The sequence below is a fragment of the Sphingobium sp. DEHP117 genome, from assembly GCF_030867385.1.
In the GTDB taxonomy this organism is placed as follows: Bacteria; Pseudomonadota; Alphaproteobacteria; order Sphingomonadales; family Sphingomonadaceae; genus Sphingobium.
Window position 1 is genome coordinate 1,267,957 of the sequence record NZ_JAPFBJ010000001.1, and the last position, 16,479, is coordinate 1,284,435.

Sequence of the window (16,479 nt, forward strand, 5' to 3'; positions counted from 1 at the left end):
GGCGCGCCCGCTTAACCGCCCGCCGACGGCCGGCGCGCGCGAAAGAGCACCTCGCCCAGCGCCAGCCGGTGGACATCGCCTGCCGCGCAGTCGGTGGCGCAAATGACATCAAGGTCGAACCCTGCCGCGCGGATGCGGTCCGCAAAATCCGGGCCATATTGCCGCACATGATCCCACTGGCCAAAGCGCCGCTCGCGTTCGCGCGGCGGCATGGCGTAGGAGCCGTCTTCGGTCGGCCTATCCCACAAGGGCACTATCAGCCACGCTTCGCCGCCCGGTTTCAGTGCCGTGAAGATGTTACGCAGCACCGCGGCGTCATCGGGCACATGCTCCATCACATGGCTGGCGTAAAACAGGTCGAAGCGGGCCTTCTCGACGATGTTCATCAAGTCAACCCGCTTCACGCCGGGCACCTTGTAGATATCCGGAAACAGATCGGCCGGCACATAATCACCCGCATCAGCGCGCAGCCGGGCTACCAGACTTGCCTCGTTGGGCGCCATGTGGAGGATCGCACCGCCCTTAGGCACCGCAATGCGCCCGGTATCGAGCAGATGATGCACCAGTCGTTCGCGCGGTGAGGCGCCACATGCCGGGCAACCCCATGCCGGCTCGTCACCATAGCGAAAGAAGCCTGCGACATCCTCTCCGCAGGCGGGGCAATGCCGATCCTTGCGCGCGCCCAGCGCCGTGCGCACCGCGAGCAGCGCGCGCGAGCCATGTTTGCCCAGCGCCTTGGCCACGCGCTGCGCGGTAATCATTGAGGGAGCCTCCGCCACATCATCGCGCACTGCTATGCCGCGCGTTTCGCGAATAGCAAGTGCGGGAATTCAATAGGCGCGGTGATGGACCAGCACCGCAACCGTCGCCAGCATGATGCGAATGTCGCGCGAAACGGACCAGTCCGTGACATATTCAAGGTCCGATTGCAGGCGCAGCAGCAGGTCCTCATGCGCGTCTGTGGTACCGCGATGCCCCCTGATCTGCGCAAGGCCAGTGATGCCGGGCTTGATGCAGTGGCGCGCCCAATAACGCGAATCGACTTCCCAATAAAGCGAGTCCGCCGCCTTGGCTCCGGCGGCATGCGGGCGCGGGCCGACGATACTCATATCGCCTTTCAATACATTGAAAAGCTGAGGTAATTCATCGATACTCGTCTTGCGGATGAACGCACCGACGCGAGTGACGCGCGGGTCGTCCTTCTGCGTCAGCTGGCTGGCGGTGTGATCTGAAAGTTCGGCGCGCATCGAGCGGAACTTGAGGATATCGAAAGGCCGCGCATCGCGCCCCAGCCGTGCCTGACGAAACAATATCGGGCCGGGGCTGGTCAGCTTGACCGCGATGGCTGTGGCAATCAGCAGCGGGGAAAGCACGATGATGGCGCCTAGGGATACCACGACATCGAAGATCCGCTTTATGATCCGCCCCCGAAAATCGAGCGGACCGCCCGCGACGATCAGGGTAGGTAGATGCTGGAAACTCCCAACGCGCGCTGGCGCGAACCGGGCCATTTCGGGGACCAATATCTCGCCACGCGCAGAGAGGGACTTCAGGGCGATACTCCAGTCTTCGATCCGCTCACTGGGGCAGGCAACCACCACATGCTCCGCCCCCCCGACGATACGGGCGAGCTTTTCGGCCATTTTCGCGTCGTGGCGCGTGGGGTCCAGCCCGCGTTTGCGGGCATCGACCACTGTCATGTGCGGCGGGACATGCGGCAGCGCTACGCCATCGGCGATGAACATCTCCATGCGCGGCACCGCGCCCAATATCCGCCGCGACAGCGCGGTCATGCCATAGCGGCAGGCAATCAGCCCGATCACCGAAAACCCACCCCCGACGACGAAGGTGAGACGCGAAATCTGCTCGCCGATCTTGGCGAGGAAGATGATGAATAAGGTAAGCATCGCCGCCTGCACGAAGGCTAGCAGCGCATGCGCCGCGCTGGTCTTCGCTGCGCCGAGCATGCGCAAACCATAGGCACCGCCGTTGATGGCCAGCAGCGCGTAGATCGGCCCCAGCAAGGTGAAGATCACGATGCCGTGCGGCTTCCCCGGCTCACCCCATGGCGACCCGAGCACGAGCCAGTTCGCCAGAATGAAGCTGCCTAGCATGCCCCACATATCGAGCACCAGCCCGAGCAGATAGAGGCGCAACCGCGCATGTTCCTTGCTGACGGGGGGGCTGACGGGTGGGGCCGCCGCCGATTCGTGGCGCACTTTTCGGTTCATCGACGATGCGGATTCCTGGTGCATGACGCGTCTTTACACGAGCCATGTTACCGCTCAAAGAGGGGCGATGTCCAAAAGCTTGTGTCGCCCTGTCATGCGCTGGATCGCGCTGCCTTGGTGGGCAATGCAGCTGTTGACTGGCGCCAAGTCCTTTCGCGACAACCCGCTGATCGGCTCGAAGCGGCTCAATCGGCTGGGCCTGCATGGTTGGCGAGTTAAGCTCGCGCATCGACTGGCTGCGCGCAGGCGGAGGGCGCTGGGCAGGCGCTTGAGCGCGGAAGACCGGGCGCAGTTCGAGCGGCAAGGCTTTTTGCTAGTGCGAGATTTTCTTCCCGAGGAGGAGTTTGCAGCACTCAGGCAAGCGTTGCTTGCGCGCGTCTCGCCGGCGCGGGAAATGGTGCAGGGTGACGCAATTACCCGGCGCATCGCGATCGACGCCGCAATGCTGCGCGATGTTCCGGCGCTGCGCCGCCTGATCCGCATGCCGCGCTGGAAGAGCCTGATGCGCTTTGTTTCCAGCTTCGACAGCGAGCCGCTTTACTATATCCAGACGATCCTCACCCACCGCCATGACGCGCAGCCGGACCCGCAGCTCAATCTTCACGCCGACACATTCCACCCGACAATGAAGGCGTGGTTTTTCCTGTCTGACGTGGCAGATGAGGATGGCCCGCTGACCTACGTGCCAGGATCACATCAGCTCACGCAGGACCGGTTGGCTTGGGAGCAGGCGCGCGCGTTGCGGGCGCCCGAAAATGTGGATTTTCTCTCCGCGCGTGGTTCCATGCGGATCGAGCCTGAGGAGCTGCCCGCACTTGGCCTTGGACAGGCGGTTCGCTTTTCCGTGCCTGCCAATACGCTGGTGGTCGCGGACACTTGTGGGTTTCATGCGCGGGGCAGCTCGTCGCGACCGTCGACGCGGATTGAGATCTGGGCCTATAGTCGCCGCAATCCTTTCCTGCCTTGGTCCAATATGGATCTATTTAGCCTCCCAGGACTGGCGGAACGGCGCATCGTGGCGTTGTGGGCATTCAGAGACCGGTTAAAGCGCTGGGTGGGCCAGCCGTGGATGCCAGCGGGTTTGATGACAGCAGATCATGACAGACCTACGAGTGACTGAGCCGCTGCTGCGTATTCCGCCCTTTCCCGGCGCACGGGTGAAGGCGTTCACCTCGACAGGACCGGGGTTAGCGTCAGGCCTCTCTTCCGTTACCGAAATACTCAAGCTGATGCGCAACGCGCGCATAGGTGGCACCTTCTGGGGAGCGCAGCCGGAGCTGCCACAGGGCGACTATCTGCTCGTGCGAACACGGGACACCCAGATGCGCGCCGAAGCATTGGGACAAGCCGCCGGGCCGGTCGTCATATGGGCACAAGAAGAGCAAAGGGGGGACACGCTGGATGACAGCGTGACCCTTGTCGTCGGCGCGGCGGACCCATGGCATATGCTTTCCCGCGCACGCATGGTGTGGACCGATGCCGACGACGAGACGGCCTTCATCGCCGCGCTGATGCACGTGCCGCTTGGGTTTTCGCGCGCTGCCGGGCGCTTCACGGCCTTGGGGCGCAGCGATCCGCAAGCACTTGAGCAAATCGCCACGCGGGAACTCGCGCGCGCATGGGCCGATCCATTCACCGGTGCGGCGACCGGCGTGGATCGCATCATCCTCTATTGCGCGGAGTGGCGGCGGCTGATTGACACCAATCGCCCTGTCATGGCCGCCTTCGGCTTCGGGCACTGGAAGCAGGGAACGGTCGATGCGCTCCTCTGGGGTGGGAACAGCGCGCATACGCCATTTCTTGCTCCGCGGCGCGAGCAGCTGGACGCGCTGCCCGCAGACGCTGCTGTCGCACTTTGGAAAGCGCGGGTACCTGAAAGCTTTCTTGCCGCGTGCGAGCAGTCCGGCCGCCCGCTCTATGAGGTGGAGGACGGGTTCATCCGCTCGGTCGGGCTTGGGGCGGACTGCGTGCCGCCGCTGTCGATCGTCGTTGACCCCGTGGGGGTGCATTACGACCCAGCGCGCCCCAGTGAGCTGGAAAATCTGTTGATTGACCGCAATTTTGCGCCTGATCTTCTGGTGCGGGCGCGTCAATTGTGCACTCTCATCATCGAAAGCGGGATCAGCAAATATGAGGCAGGGGGCGTGGCTCCCCTGCCCCGCCCCGGCGGCGCCCGGCGGCATATCTTGGTGACAGGGCAGGTAGAGGATGATCGCTCGGTGATGGCAGGCGGCGGCGATGTGCAGGGCAATTTCGATCTGCTTGCCCGCGCGCGCGCTGTCGAGCCGGATGCCTTCATCCTCTACAAGCCGCATCCCGATGTCCTTTCCGGCCACCGCAAGGGGCATGTCGCGCACAGTGACGCGCTGCGTCATGCCGATGCGGTCGTGACAGACCAGCCGATCTCGACGCTGCTCGATATGGTCGACGGCGTGCATGTGTTGACCTCGCTCGCCGGGTTCGAGGGGCTGTTGCGCGGCAAGGATGTGACGACGCATGGCGTACCCTTTTATGCGGGCTGGGGACTGACCACCGATCTGGGCGAGGTGCCGGAACGGCGGCGGGGGCACAAGCGCACCCTGGACGAGCTGGTGGCGGCGACATTGCTGCTCTATCCGCGCTATCTCGACCCGATTACCGGCCTCCCCTGCCCGCCGGAAGTATTGATCAAACGCTTGAAATCCGGCGGGGCGCGTCGGAAAAATACAATCCTTGTGTCGCTGCGCCGCGCACAGGGAAAAATGCGACGCTGGCTATCGGGGGTTAAGACAGCTTCATGAAGAATGTGGGCATCGCCAAACGCCGTTTCCTGTTTCTGCAGGGCCCGCAGGGGCCCTTCTTCTGGCTGCTGGCGCAGGAGATCGGTCGCCTCGGCTACCTGGTCTATCGCATCAACCTGAACGGCGGCGACCAGCTGGACTGGCCGGGAAAGGCCGCCAACTATCGCGGCGGACAGGCCGGATGGAACCGCTATCTCGATGCTTTTCTGCGCGATAATCGCATCACCGACATTTTGTTGTTCGGTGACTGTCGCCCGCTGCACCAGGCGGCGCACGGCATGGCAAAGCTGCGCGGCGTGAATATCCATGTGTTCGAAGAAGGCTATATTCGGCCGCACTGGATGACGATGGAGCCGGACGGGGTCAACGGCCACTCGTCCCTTCCCCGCGACCCTGAAGTTCTACTCAAAATGGCGGCACAACTTCCGCCCCCGCCTCGTTCGCCCGAGATTACAGCCAGTTTTCGCCGCCGTATGCGCGACGCTCTGCGCTATTATCTCGCTGCCAGCCTGCGGCGCTGGCAGTTCCCGTGCTTCCGGTCGCACCGCCCTGACTGGCCAATAGCGGAAGTTGCAGGCTGGGCCCTGAAATATGCGCGCCAGAGACTTCACAGACAGCGCGAAGCCGAGGCTCTCGCTGAGGTCGGCAAGGAACCCTATTTCCTGTTCCCGCTTCAGCTCAATTCCGACTATCAGATCCGGGCGCATTCCCCGTTTTCGAGCATGTATGACGCGGTGCTGTACGTTATGGAAAGCTTCGCCCGCTTTGCGCCGGACGGGACGATGTTGGTCATCAAGGAGCATCCGTTCGACTGTCAGTTCAGAAGCTGGCGACGTTTTCTCGATCGTCGGGCGCGCTGGCTCGGCATCGCCGACCGCGTGCTCCATGTGGCGGGCGGCGATCTGACCGCCATGGCGCGCGACAGCCTTGGCATGGTGACGGTCAACAGTACATCGGGCACACTTGGCCTGTCAGAAGGCGTGCCCGTGTTCGTGCTGGGTAACGCGATCTACGATATCCCGGGTATCACTCATCAGGGGAAGCTGGATGATTATTGGTCCGCCCCCCAGGCCCCGGACCCTGCGGTCTACGACGCCTTCCGCCGGGTGCTGCACGCGCGGTGCCTGATCCCGGGCGGCGTTGCCAGCGAGTCAGCTGTTGCGACACTGATCCAATCGGCACTACACCGGTTGTTCGAGGACCCGGCTCACATTCCCGTGAGAATGGAGCCGGGCCAAAGCCTCGCCGCCGTTCACGCCGCTGCGGAGGTTTCCACCAATATGCCTGCGTCAGCATCGGCGGGGACCTGGCGGATCAGATAATCGAACGCGGACAGGGCCGCGGTCGCACCATCGCCCATCGCAATGACGATCTGCTTATAGGGCGCAGTTGTGGCGTCTCCTGCTGCGAACACGCCGGGAAGCGAGGTCGCGCCGCGCGCATCCACCTCGATCTCGCCGCGCGGAGACAGAGCGATGTCGCCATCGAGCCATTCGGTGTTGGGCACCAGGCCGATCTGTACGAATATCCCCTCAAGTTCGATGAGATGTTCCTCGTCGCTCGTGCGGTCACGATAGCGGATGCCCACCACTTTCTCGCCGTCACCCAGCACTTCGGTGCTGAGCGCCGAAAGGATCACCCGAACATTGGGCAGGCTGTGGAGCTTGCGCTGCAAGACCGCGTCGGCGCGCAACTGGCTGTCGAATTCGATGACAGTGACCTGCGCGACGATTCCGGCAAGGTCTATCGCCGCCTCCACGCCGGAGTTTCCGCCGCCGATCACCGCAACGCGCTTGCCCTTGAACAGCGGCCCATCGCAATGCGGGCAATAAGCGACGCCCTTGTTGCGATATTCCTCCTCGCCCGGCACCCCCATCTGCCTCCAGCGTGCGCCGGTGGAGAGGATGACAGTCTTGGCCTTCAACTGCGCGCCGTTTTCCAGCGCTACGCCGATCAGGCCGCCCGGCTGGGCTGCGGGCACCAGCTTTGCCGCCTTCTGCAGGTTCATGACGTCGACGCCATAGTCCTTCACATGGCCTTCCAGCGCAGAGGCAAGCTTCGGCCCCTCGGTATAGGGAACGGAGATGAAGTTCTCGATGCCCATCGTATCGAGCACCTGGCCGCCGAACCGCTCCGCCGCCACCCCTACCCGGATGCCCTTGCGCGCGGCATAGATCGCCGCCGCCGCCCCGGCCGGCCCGCCACCCACGACGAGAACGTCGAACGGCTCCTTGCCGGCCAGCTTTTCGGCAGCCTTCGCTGATGCGCCGGTATCAAGCTTGGCGACAATCTGCTCCAGCTCCATGCGGCCCGAGGCGAACACCTCGCCGTTCAGATACACGGTAGGCACCGCCATCACCTTGCGGGCATCGACCTCGGCCTGAAACAGCGCGCCGTCGATAGCGGTGTGCGAGATGCGCGGGTTCAGCACCGCCATCAGGTTGAGGGCCTGCACCACATCGGGGCAGTTCTGGCACGAGAGCGAGAAATAGGTCTCGAACGCGTAATCGCCATCGAGCGCACGCACCTGATCGAGCAGTTCAGGCGCGGCCTTCGAAGGATGTCCGCCCACCTGCAACAGCGCCAGCACCAGAGAAGTGAACTCGTGGCCAAGCGGAATACCCGCGAATGTAACGCCGATGTCCGTACCCACGCGGCGGATCAGGAATGAGGGCTGGCGCGCATCGTCGCCATCGCGCCTTACGCTCACCTTGTCGGAAAGCGCAGCGATCTCATCGAGCAGCGCTGCGAGCTCCTGCGATTTCGCGCCGTCGTCAAGCGACGCCACCAGCTCTATCGGCTCGCGAATGTTCGCGAGATAGGCCTTGAGCTGTTCCTTCATTGCGGGTTCGAGCATGAATGCCTCCATTGCCCTTCCCAAGGGCCCACACTATCGCCTGCCGCCCCGATACGTGTGGGGGTCGACATCAGAACGGCAGGCGACGGGTTCGCGGCGCGCCTCTCAGGCAAACGCCGCTTGTCTGGATCGTCAGATCTTGCCGACAAGATCCAGCGACGGAGCAAGGGTCTTCGCGCCCTCCTCCCACTTGGCAGGGCAAACCTCACCGGGGTGGGTCTGCCAGTACTTCAGCGCCTTCACCTTGCGCAGCAGTTCCGCGGCGTTGCGGCCGACACCCTCCGGGGTGATCTCCACGAGCTGGATGACGCCCTGCGGATCGACCACAAAAGTGCCACGATCGGCGAGGCCCACGCCGGGACGCAGAACGTCGAAATTATTGGCGAGCACGTGGTTCTGATCGCCGAGCATATAATAGTCGATCTTGCCGATGGCTGGCGACGTATCGTGCCATGCCTTATGGCTGAAATGCGTATCGGTCGAGACCGCATAGATCTCGGCACCAAGCGCCTGGAATTCGCCGTAGAGATCGGCCAGATCTTCAAGCTCGGTCGGGCAGACGAAGGTAAAATCCGCAGGATAGAAAACAAAAATGGCGTATTTGCCTTTGACATCCGCGTCCGTCACATCGACGAACTTGCCTGACTTGAAAGCTGTGGCGCTGAACGGTTTGATCTCGGTACTAATAACAGCCATCTTCTATCTCCGTATCTGGCAGGTTGAACTTCCGGCGCGTCAGGCTGCGATGCCACATCCGACTCCGCGCAAAACTTGCTGGAGTGCTAATATCAGTCGGCTGCCCATTGGGGAAATTGCTTTTATCCGCAACACAGATCGAGAAAATCGATTATACTCACCCGCGCGTCGCTGACCGAGCCGTTTTTGCACTAGACGTCGGGCGCTCCTTCAAGCATGGAAGCGCCCACGCCGGCTTAGCTCAGTTGGTAGAGCACCTGATTTGTAATCAGGGGGCCACGGGTTCGAATCCTGTAGCCGGCACCACTACATCCGATCATGAATCGGATGGTCGCAATTGCGTTTTCCGAGAACGAGTGTGCAGGAGTTGACACAGCACACTCAGCCCAGATCCGCAGAAACCTAGAGATGAATGGCGCGCCCGGAACGATTCGAACGTCCGACCCTCAGATTCGTAGTCTGATGCTCTATCCAGCTGAGCTACGGGCGCGCATGGCCTTTGGTGGCCGGGGCAAGTGCCCCTTGGAGGTGCCGCAGATAGAAGGGGCTGCCGGTTCTGGCAACCCCCTTTTTGCGGTTTATTTGCTGGCCTGAAGCGCGGCCTGCGCTGCGGCGAGCCGCGCGATGGGCACGCGGTAGGGCGAGGCCGAGACATAATCGAGGCCGGTCTGCTCGCAAAAGGCGATGGAGGCAGGATCGCCGCCATGCTCCCCACAGATGCCGAGCTTGATGCCCGGGCGCGTCTTCCTGCCCCGCTCCGCCGCGATTTCGATCAGCTGCCCCACGCCTTCGACATCGAGGCTGACGAACGGATCGCGCGCGAAGATGCCCTTGTCGACATATTGCGTCAGGAACCGCCCGGCGTCATCGCGGCTGATGCCGATTGTCGTCTGCGTCAGGTCGTTGGTGCCGAAGGAGAAGAACTCGCCGACTTCGGCGATCTCGCCTGCCTTGAGCGCAGCGCGCGGCAGCTCGATCATGGTACCGACGAGATAGTCGATGGTCTGCCCCCGCTCGGCGAAGACTGCCTGTGCCGTCTTGTCGACGACTTCCTTCATCAGCTCCAGCTCTCGCCGGGTGGCGACCAGCGGGATCATGACCTCCGGGATCGGCGCCGCGCCGCTCTTCGCCGCGACATCCAGCGCCGCTTCGAAGATCGCGCGAGCCTGCATCTCGTAGATTTCGGGATAGGTGACACCGAGGCGGCAGCCGCGATGGCCGAGCATCGGGTTGAACTCGTGCAGCTCTGATGCGCGCTGCTTCAGCGCCACGACGCCGATGCCGGTCGCCTTGGCCACTTCCTCGAACTCCGCCTCTTCATGCGGCAGGAATTCGTGCAGTGGCGGATCGAGCAGGCGGATGGTGACAGGCAGGCCTGCCATCACTTCGAAGATCTCGGTGAAGTCGCTGCGCTGTTCGGGCAGCAGCTTGGCCAGCGCCTCGCGCCGCCCCGCCTCGTTTTCCGCGAGGATCATCTGGCGCATGGCAGTGATGCGACCGGCATCGAAGAACATATGCTCCGTGCGGCACAGGCCAATGCCTTCCGCGCCGAAATCACGCGCGGTGCGGCAATCGAGCGGGGTCTCGGCATTGGTGCGGACCTTCAAACGGCGCACCTTGTCCGCCCAGCTCATCAGCGTGCCGAAATCGCCTGCCAGCTCCGGCTGCACGGTGGGCACTTCGCCCGCCATCACTTCGCCGGTCGCGCCGTCAATGGTGATGATGTCGCCTTCCTTCAGCTCGCGCCCCGAAATGCGCAGCACTTTCGCCTTCGCATCGATCGCGAGGCTGCCTGCGCCGGAAACGCACGGGCGGCCCATGCCGCGCGCCACCACGGCGGCGTGGCTGGTCATGCCGCCGCGCGCGGTGAGGATGCCCTTGGCCGCATGCATGCCATGAATGTCTTCCGGCGAGGTTTCGATACGCACGAGGATGACTGCCTCACCCAGCTCGGCCCGGCGCTCCGCCGTATCGGCGTCAAACACGATCGCGCCGGATGCCGCGCCCGGAGAGGCGGGCAAGCCCTTGGTCAGCACGTCGCGCGGCGCCTTGGGGTCAAGCGTGGGGTGCAGCAGCTGGTCGAGCGCGGACGGGTCCACGCGGGCGACAGCTTCCTGCTCGGTGATCAGCCCCTCTGTCGCCATATCGACGGCGATCTTGAGCGCGGCCTTGGCGGTGCGCTTGCCCGAACGGGTCTGGAGCATCCAGAGCTTGCCCTGCTGCACCGTGAACTCGATGTCCTGCATGTCGCGGTAATGGGTTTCGAGGATATGGAACACCCGCGCCAGCTCCGCGTAGGTTTCTGGCATCGCCTCTTCCATCGAGAGCGGCTTGGCCCCTGCCCGCTCACGCGCGGCCTTGGTGAGATATTGCGGGGTACGGATGCCCGCCACCACGTCTTCACCCTGCGCGTTGATGAGATATTCGCCGTAATAGGCATTTTCGCCGGTTGCGGGATCACGCGTGAAGGCCACGCCGGTCGCCGATGTGTCGCCCATGTTGCCGAACACCATCGCCTGCACGTTGACGGCCGTGCCCCATTCGCCGGGAATGTCATTGAGGCGGCGATAGACCTTCGCGCGGTCGGACTGCCAGCTGCCGAACACCGCCGAGATCGCGCCCCAGAGCTGGTCATGCACATCCTGCGGGAACGGCTTGCCCCACAGCTTCTCCACCAGCTTCTTGTATTCGCCGACCAGCGCCTTCCAGTCGCCCGCGCTCATCTGCGTATCGAGATGATAGTCGTTGTCTTCCTTGGCGATCTCCAGCGCTTCCTCGAATGCGCCGTGATCCAGCTCCAGCACCACATCGGAATACATCTGGATGAAGCGGCGATAGCTGTCCCACGCGAAACGCTCGTCGCCGCTGGCCGAAGCGAGGCCGAGCACCGTCTCATCGTTGAGGCCGAGGTTCAGCACCGTGTCCATCATGCCAGGCATCGAAACGCGCGCGCCGGAACGGACGGAGACCAGCAGCGGGTCCGCCTTGTTGCCGAACTGCTTGCCTGTCACGCCCTCGATATGCGCGATGCCGTTCGCCACTTCGGCGCGCAGGCTATCGGGAAACACCTCGCCATCCGCATAATAGCGGGTGCACATCTCGGTCGTGATCGTGAAGCCGGGAGGGACCGGCAGACCGATGGAGGCCATGCCATCCAGGTTTGCGCCCTTACCGCCCAGCAGGTTCTTGTTGCCATTGCCACCGTCATTCGCATCGCCGCCAAAGCGATAGACATATTTGGTCATGTGCCCTTTTCCTTGGTTTTTCTGTCGCTGCCCTGGCGCTGCACCGCTTATGGCGCAGCCCTATTAGCCGCCAATTCTTGAAAAATCAGCAACTTTGTGCACTGCAACGCGAACGCGCTGCAGCAGGGCAAGACGCGCGGACCGCTTGGCGGGTTCCGGGTCGTTGACGATGACGCTCTCGAAGAAGGAATCGATGGGCGCGCGGAGCGACGCAAGGGCAGCCATGGCGCCCTCGAAATCCTCCGCCTCTATGGCGGCGGCGGCGCGCGGCTCCGCAGCATCGAGCGCGGCGGAGAGCGCGGATTCGGCGGGCTCTGGCGCGGGCGCTGATGCGGCGGCGGGTTGCCCCTGCGCCATCTCGGCCACCGCCTCGGCTATCGCAGGCTCCTCGACCAGCGCGAGCGGGTCTTCCTCGCCGGTCTGGGCTATGCCCTGGCTCTCCGCCGTCGCCATCGCGGGCGCGCCGCTGTCGTCATAACCCTCCTTCTTGAGGATATTCGCCGCACGCTTGTATCCGGCGAGCAGGTTCGCGCCGTCCGCCGTCTCGATGAAGGACTGAAGCGCACGGACGCGGGCGAGCAGGCGGACGAGATCGCTCTCTTTTCCACCATCTCCATCAATGATTTGCGCGGCGCGAATAAGGTCAGCAGAAACCCCCTGGTCTTTCATCGCCACTTCAAGACGATCGAGAAAGAAGTCTCGGACGGACGCCACCATGAAAACAAGATCCTGAAATCCGCGTGCTGATTCTTCCTTCGTCGGTTGCAAAACCTGAGGCACCACCTGCCCTAATGCATCTAGCACTGCCGGTCCCGTTTTTGCGTCCAGCGCTTTTCCGACAGCCTTTATAGCGTGCGACAGCGCATCACTTTTTGGTGAGAAGCGCCTGTCCACTATGCTCTGCCCTGCAGCTTGCAGCGCTGCAAAGATAAGATCAAGTCGCAAGCCGTTTCGCTCAATAAGCGCAATACTACCCAAAGCCGCTCGCCGCAAAGCGAACGGATCTTTTGAGCCAGTTGGTTTTTCTTCAATCGAAAAAAACTGCGCTATTGTATCCAGCTTGTCCGCCAGACTGACCGCCACCGTCACCGGCGCGGTGGGGACTTCGTCGCCCTGCCCCACGGGCTTGTAATGATCGCGGATCGCGTCGGCCACTTCATTCGGCAGGCCTTCCGCCCGCGCATAATAGCCACCCATCAGCCCCTGCAATTCAGGGAATTCGCCGACCATCTCCGTCACCAGATCGGCCTTGCAGAGCTTTGCTGCCTGTTCGGCGAGGTCGGCGAGCTGGGCACGATCAAGCCCCTCCCCTTCAGGGGAGGGGTTGGGGTGGGGATTGGTTCCGGGCGCGATGGTGTCTCGAGAAGCCCCACCCCCGGCCCCTCCCCTGAAGGGGAGGGGTGGACTGGAAACAATGCCCTCTTCCACCAGCCAGCGAGCGAGCTTTGCCACGCGCTCGACCTTGTCGGCCACGGTGCCGAGTTTCTCGTGGAAGGTGATGCGCGAGAGCTTCTTGGCGTGCTCTTCCAGTGGGGTCTTTTTGTCCTGCTCCCAGAAGAAGCGTGCGTCGGATAGACGCGCGGCGAGCACCTTGCCGTTACCCGCCACAATAGCCGCGCCGCCGTCCTTCGCCTCGATATTGGCGGTGCAGATGAAGGCGGGGGCAAGCTTGCCGTCCGCGCTCCGCAGCACGAAATATTTCTGGTTGATGCGCAGGGTCAGCTGAATGACCTCTGGCGGCACCTCAAGAAACGCAGGGTCGAAATGCCCCAGCAGCGGCACCGGCCATTCGGTCAGCCCCGCATTCTCGGCGACCAACCCGGCGTCCTCGATCAGTTCGTAACCCGCCTCACCGGCAAGCGCCTTCGCGCGGCTCTCGATGATCGCCTTGCGCTCCTCCTGATCGACGATGACATGGCAGGCGCGCAACTTCTCGACATAGTCCGCCGCGCTGCCGATGGTAATGATGCCGGGATGGTGGAAGCGGTGGCCGACCGTGGCATAGCCGGAGGTGACGCCCTCGACCTCTATCGCCACCAGCTCCTCGCCCAGCAGCGCGACGATGCCCTGCAATGGGCGCACCCAGCGCAGGCTCTCGGTCGTCTCGCTCGCCGCGCCCCAGCGCATCGACTTGGGCCAGGGGAAGGCACGGATGATCGCGGGGATAGCTTCACTCAGCACGTCGGCAGTCGCGCGGCCGGGCTTTTCGACAACCGCGAACCACACACCGTCACGGTCTTCGAGCTGGTCTTTCGCAAGGCCGGTCTTGCGCAGGAAGCCCTCCAGCGCCTGCTCCGGCGCAGAGGTGCGCGGGCCTTTGAACTCTTCGCTCACCGCTTGCGTCTCGCCCGGTAGCCCATGCGCGATGAGCGCAAGGCGGCGCGGGGTTACATAGGAAGTGATGCGCTCCGGCTTCAGGCCCGCCTGCGCCAGTTGCTCTGTAAACAGGCGCGCGAGATCGTCTGACGCCTTCGCCTGCATCCGTGCCGGGATTTCCTCGCAGCGCAGTTCGAGGAGGAAGTCAGTCATGGTCTGCCCCATAGAAGCCGTTCGTTTCGAGCGCAGGTTCGAACGAAGCTGAGAACCGAAGTCGAGAAAGGGTTCTCGACGGTCGCATCTCGACAGGCTCGATGCTGCTCGAACCGAACGGAGAGGTGGTGACGTGCCGGGAAGGAGTCATTCCGCCCACCCGTTCACCTGCATCCATGCGGCGCAGCTGCCCTTGGCGAGATCGCGCACGCGGCCGATATAGTTGGCGCGCTCCTGCACGCTGATGACGCCGCGCGCCTGCAGGAGATTGAAGAGATGGCTCGCCTCAATCGCCTGATCATAGGCAGCCAAGGGCACACCCGCCGCGATGCTGCGCTGGCACTCCGCCTCCGCCGCCTCGAAACCCTTCAACAGGCTGTCGGTATCCGCCACCTCGAAATTCCATTTCGACATCTGCTGCTCATTCGCGAGGAACACCTCGCCATAGCTCACCGCAGGGCGGTCATCGACCGCGTCGTTGAAACGCAGGTCATAGACGCTGTCGACGCCCTGGATGTACATGGCGAGCCGCTCCAGCCCGTAGGTCAGCTCACCCGCCACCGGCTTGCAATCGAACCCGCCCATCTGCTGAAAGTAAGTGAACTGCGTCACCTCCATACCGTCGCACCAGACCTCCCAGCCCAGCCCCCACGCGCCCAGGGTCGGGCTTTCCCAGTCATCCTCGACGAAGCGGATGTCGTGCAGCAGCGGGTCGATGCCGATGGCGGCGAGGCTGCCGAGATAGAGCGCCTGAAGGTCCGGCGGGGACGGCTTCATGATCACCTGATACTGGTAATAATGCTGAAGCCGGTTTGGGTTCTCGCCATAGCGGCCGTCGGTCGGGCGGCGGCTCGGCTGAACATAGGCGCAGTTCCACGGATCGGGGCCGAGGCTGCGCAAGGTGGTGGCGGGGTGAAAGGTACCCGCGCCCACGCGCATGTCATAGGGTTGGAGGATGACGCAGCCCTGCCTGCTCCAATAGTCATGAAGCGTGAGGATCAGCCCTTGGAAGCTCAGTGTTTCCGCCTGTCCGGCCATGATGCCCTTCGCGCGCTTGGGGGTATATTTTCGCGGGGACGCCTTGGCCCATGGGCGCGCGCGGGTCAAGAGAAGGCTTGCATGGCGCCGGGCATTGCGGCCATGAAGCAACCCATGATGGACAAGTTTCTGCGCCTATTGCCGCTGCTGGCGACAGCCGCCCTCGCCTGCTCCGCGCCGGTGGCGGGCGGGGCGAAGACGGGCGCGCGCGTGGCCGGAGATGGCCTCGTCCACGCGACGCCCGCCTTATGGGCGGTGCGCGATGCCGATACGACCATCTATCTGTTCGGCACCGTGCATATGCTTAAAGCCAATGTGCGCTGGTTCGAGGGCGATGTGAAAACCGCGTTCGACAGCGCGGATACGCTGGTGATCGAGGTGTCTCAGGACGACCCCGCCAAGCTGGCCGCCGCCTTCGCGCGCCTTGCCGCCAGCGACGGCGGCCCGCCCGTCTCCCAGTCGCTCACGCCCAAGCGAAGCGCGCGTTATGCCGCCGCGCTCAAGACCTATCATATCCCCGCCGAGGCCATGGACCGCGTGGACCCATGGCTGGTGGCGATCAACCTCTCGGTCGCGCCGCTGATGCAGCTCGGCTATCAGCAGGACCTCGGCGCCGACAAGGTGCTGGAGCAGGCGGCCGCGCAATCGGGCAAGGCGGTGGTGGGGCTTGAAAGCGCGGAGGAACAGCTCGGCATCTTCGACGCCCTGCCGCGCAAGGTGCAGATCGACTATCTCAACGCCACGCTCGAAGGGCTGCCCGAAGCGGAGAAGGAATTCGCTACCCTGATCCGCAACTGGTCACGCGGGCGGGCGGATGCGCTCGCCAAACAGATGAACGAGTCGCTGAAAGACACGCCTGAGCTGGCCAAGCCCCTGCTGCTCGATCGCAATGCGCGCTGGGCCGCGTGGATCGAAAAGCGGATGGACCAGCCGGGCACGGTGTTCATAGCGGTGGGCGCGGGGCATCTGGCGGGCAAGGGCAGCGTGATCGAGCTGCTGAAGGGACGGCGGCTGGTCGCGCATCGGGTTGGAGCTGCGGCCAAGCATTAAACGGGGGTGGGTTCTCGCGACGGCGGGGAGGCGCTGCTGCGGATTTCAATCCC

General features: G+C 63.5%; 11 protein-coding genes and 2 tRNA genes. 5 read left to right on the plus strand and 8 right to left on the minus strand.

The genetic code is table 11. From position 1 onward, the window contains the following. Nucleotides 1–11: 11 nt before the first annotated feature. Together OOT33_RS06275 and OOT33_RS06280 are read right to left on the minus strand one after the other, a co-directional pair. Nucleotides 12–761 (minus strand): methyltransferase domain-containing protein, encoded by a 750-nt coding sequence (locus tag OOT33_RS06275; protein WP_307749148.1) that lies wholly within the window; start codon nucleotides 759–761, stop codon nucleotides 12–14. A 69-nt stretch (nucleotides 762–830) separates the two neighbouring features. Then, nucleotides 831–2,231 (minus strand): exopolysaccharide biosynthesis polyprenyl glycosylphosphotransferase, encoded by a 1,401-nt coding sequence (locus OOT33_RS06280; RefSeq protein ID WP_373690528.1) that lies wholly within the window; start codon nucleotides 2,229–2,231, stop codon nucleotides 831–833. A gap of 67 nt (nucleotides 2,232–2,298) precedes the next feature. Between OOT33_RS06280 and OOT33_RS06285 the strand changes: the two genes are divergently transcribed. Genes OOT33_RS06285 through OOT33_RS06295 form a run of 3 tightly spaced genes read left to right on the plus strand, consistent with a single transcriptional unit; the run spans nucleotide 2,299 to nucleotide 6,333 of the window. Then, nucleotides 2,299–3,351 (plus strand): phytanoyl-CoA dioxygenase family protein, encoded by a 1,053-nt coding sequence (locus OOT33_RS06285; RefSeq protein ID WP_307749149.1) that lies wholly within the window; start codon nucleotides 2,299–2,301, stop codon nucleotides 3,349–3,351. After that, nucleotides 3,329–5,011 carry a capsule biosynthesis protein gene (locus tag OOT33_RS06290; protein ID WP_307749150.1) on the plus strand — a complete coding sequence of 561 codons (1,683 nt, stop codon included), beginning with the start codon at nucleotides 3,329–3,331 and terminating at the stop codon, nucleotides 5,009–5,011. The genes OOT33_RS06285 and OOT33_RS06290 overlap by 23 nt, the downstream gene beginning before the upstream one ends. After that, entirely contained in the window at nucleotides 5,008–6,333 is a 1,326-nt protein-coding gene (locus OOT33_RS06295; protein ID WP_307749151.1) for a capsular biosynthesis protein, read from the plus strand. The genes OOT33_RS06290 and OOT33_RS06295 overlap by 4 nt, the downstream gene beginning before the upstream one ends. Here the strand turns inward: OOT33_RS06295 and ahpF are convergent. Both ahpF and ahpC read right to left on the minus strand, forming a co-directional pair. After that, nucleotides 6,264–7,868 (minus strand): alkyl hydroperoxide reductase subunit F, encoded by a 1,605-nt coding sequence (ahpF, locus tag OOT33_RS06300; protein ID WP_307749152.1) that lies wholly within the window; start codon nucleotides 7,866–7,868, stop codon nucleotides 6,264–6,266. The genes OOT33_RS06295 and ahpF overlap by 70 nt on opposite strands. 132 nt (nucleotides 7,869–8,000) lie before the next feature. Further along, nucleotides 8,001–8,564, minus strand: coding sequence for an alkyl hydroperoxide reductase subunit C (gene ahpC / locus OOT33_RS06305; RefSeq protein ID WP_307749153.1), 564 nt, complete (start codon nucleotides 8,562–8,564; stop codon nucleotides 8,001–8,003). A 230-nt stretch (nucleotides 8,565–8,794) separates the two neighbouring features. Between ahpC and OOT33_RS06310 the strand changes: the two genes are divergently transcribed. Beyond that, nucleotides 8,795–8,870, plus strand: a tRNA-Thr gene (locus OOT33_RS06310). 107 nt (nucleotides 8,871–8,977) lie between these two features. Here the strand turns inward: OOT33_RS06310 and OOT33_RS06315 are convergent. The 4 genes from OOT33_RS06315 to OOT33_RS06330 form a co-directional block, all read right to left on the minus strand. Further along, a tRNA-Arg gene (locus OOT33_RS06315) sits at nucleotides 8,978–9,054 on the minus strand. 88 nt (nucleotides 9,055–9,142) lie between these two features. Continuing rightward, nucleotides 9,143–11,809, minus strand: a complete 2,667-nt coding sequence (gene ppdK / locus OOT33_RS06320; protein ID WP_307749154.1) for a pyruvate, phosphate dikinase — start codon at nucleotides 11,807–11,809, stop codon at nucleotides 9,143–9,145. A gap of 63 nt (nucleotides 11,810–11,872) precedes the next feature. Continuing rightward, a complete protein-coding gene (glyS, locus tag OOT33_RS06325; protein WP_307749155.1) occupies nucleotides 11,873–14,338 on the minus strand; it encodes a glycine--tRNA ligase subunit beta in 2,466 nt (821 codons plus the stop codon). A 147-nt stretch (nucleotides 14,339–14,485) separates the two neighbouring features. Further along, on the minus strand, nucleotides 14,486–15,376 hold the full coding sequence (locus OOT33_RS06330) for a glycine--tRNA ligase subunit alpha (RefSeq protein WP_307749324.1): 891 nt from the start codon (nucleotides 15,374–15,376) through the stop codon (nucleotides 14,486–14,488). Between the two features lie 81 nt (nucleotides 15,377–15,457). Here OOT33_RS06330 and OOT33_RS06335 point away from each other — a divergent pair, with 81 nt between their 5' ends. Further along, complete coding sequence (locus OOT33_RS06335; protein ID WP_307749156.1) at nucleotides 15,458–16,426, plus strand: TraB/GumN family protein; 969 nt, start codon at nucleotides 15,458–15,460, stop codon at nucleotides 16,424–16,426. Nucleotides 16,427–16,479: the final 53 nt, after the last annotated feature.

Excerpts from the sequence above, each read along its gene's own strand:
- OOT33_RS06275 (WP_307749148.1), bottom strand. The coding sequence starts at position 761 with ATGATTACCGCGCAGCGCGTGGCCAAGGCGCTGGGCAAACATGGCTCG.
- OOT33_RS06280 (WP_373690528.1), bottom strand. The coding sequence starts at position 2,231 with ATGAACCGAAAAGTGCGCCACGAATCGGCGGCGGCCCCACCCGTCAGC.
- OOT33_RS06285 (WP_307749149.1), top strand. The coding sequence starts at position 2,299 with ATGTCCAAAAGCTTGTGTCGCCCTGTCATGCGCTGGATCGCGCTGCCT.
- OOT33_RS06290 (WP_307749150.1), top strand. The coding sequence starts at position 3,329 with ATGACAGACCTACGAGTGACTGAGCCGCTGCTGCGTATTCCGCCCTTT.
- OOT33_RS06295 (WP_307749151.1), top strand. The coding sequence starts at position 5,008 with ATGAAGAATGTGGGCATCGCCAAACGCCGTTTCCTGTTTCTGCAGGGC.
- ahpF (WP_307749152.1), bottom strand. The coding sequence starts at position 7,868 with ATGCTCGAACCCGCAATGAAGGAACAGCTCAAGGCCTATCTCGCGAAC.
- ahpC (WP_307749153.1), bottom strand. The coding sequence starts at position 8,564 with ATGGCTGTTATTAGTACCGAGATCAAACCGTTCAGCGCCACAGCTTTC.
- ppdK (WP_307749154.1), bottom strand. The coding sequence starts at position 11,809 with ATGACCAAATATGTCTATCGCTTTGGCGGCGATGCGAATGACGGTGGC.
- glyS (WP_307749155.1), bottom strand. The coding sequence starts at position 14,338 with ATGACTGACTTCCTCCTCGAACTGCGCTGCGAGGAAATCCCGGCACGG.
- OOT33_RS06330 (WP_307749324.1), bottom strand. The coding sequence starts at position 15,376 with ATGGCCGGACAGGCGGAAACACTGAGCTTCCAAGGGCTGATCCTCACG.
- OOT33_RS06335 (WP_307749156.1), top strand. The coding sequence starts at position 15,458 with ATGGCGCCGGGCATTGCGGCCATGAAGCAACCCATGATGGACAAGTTT.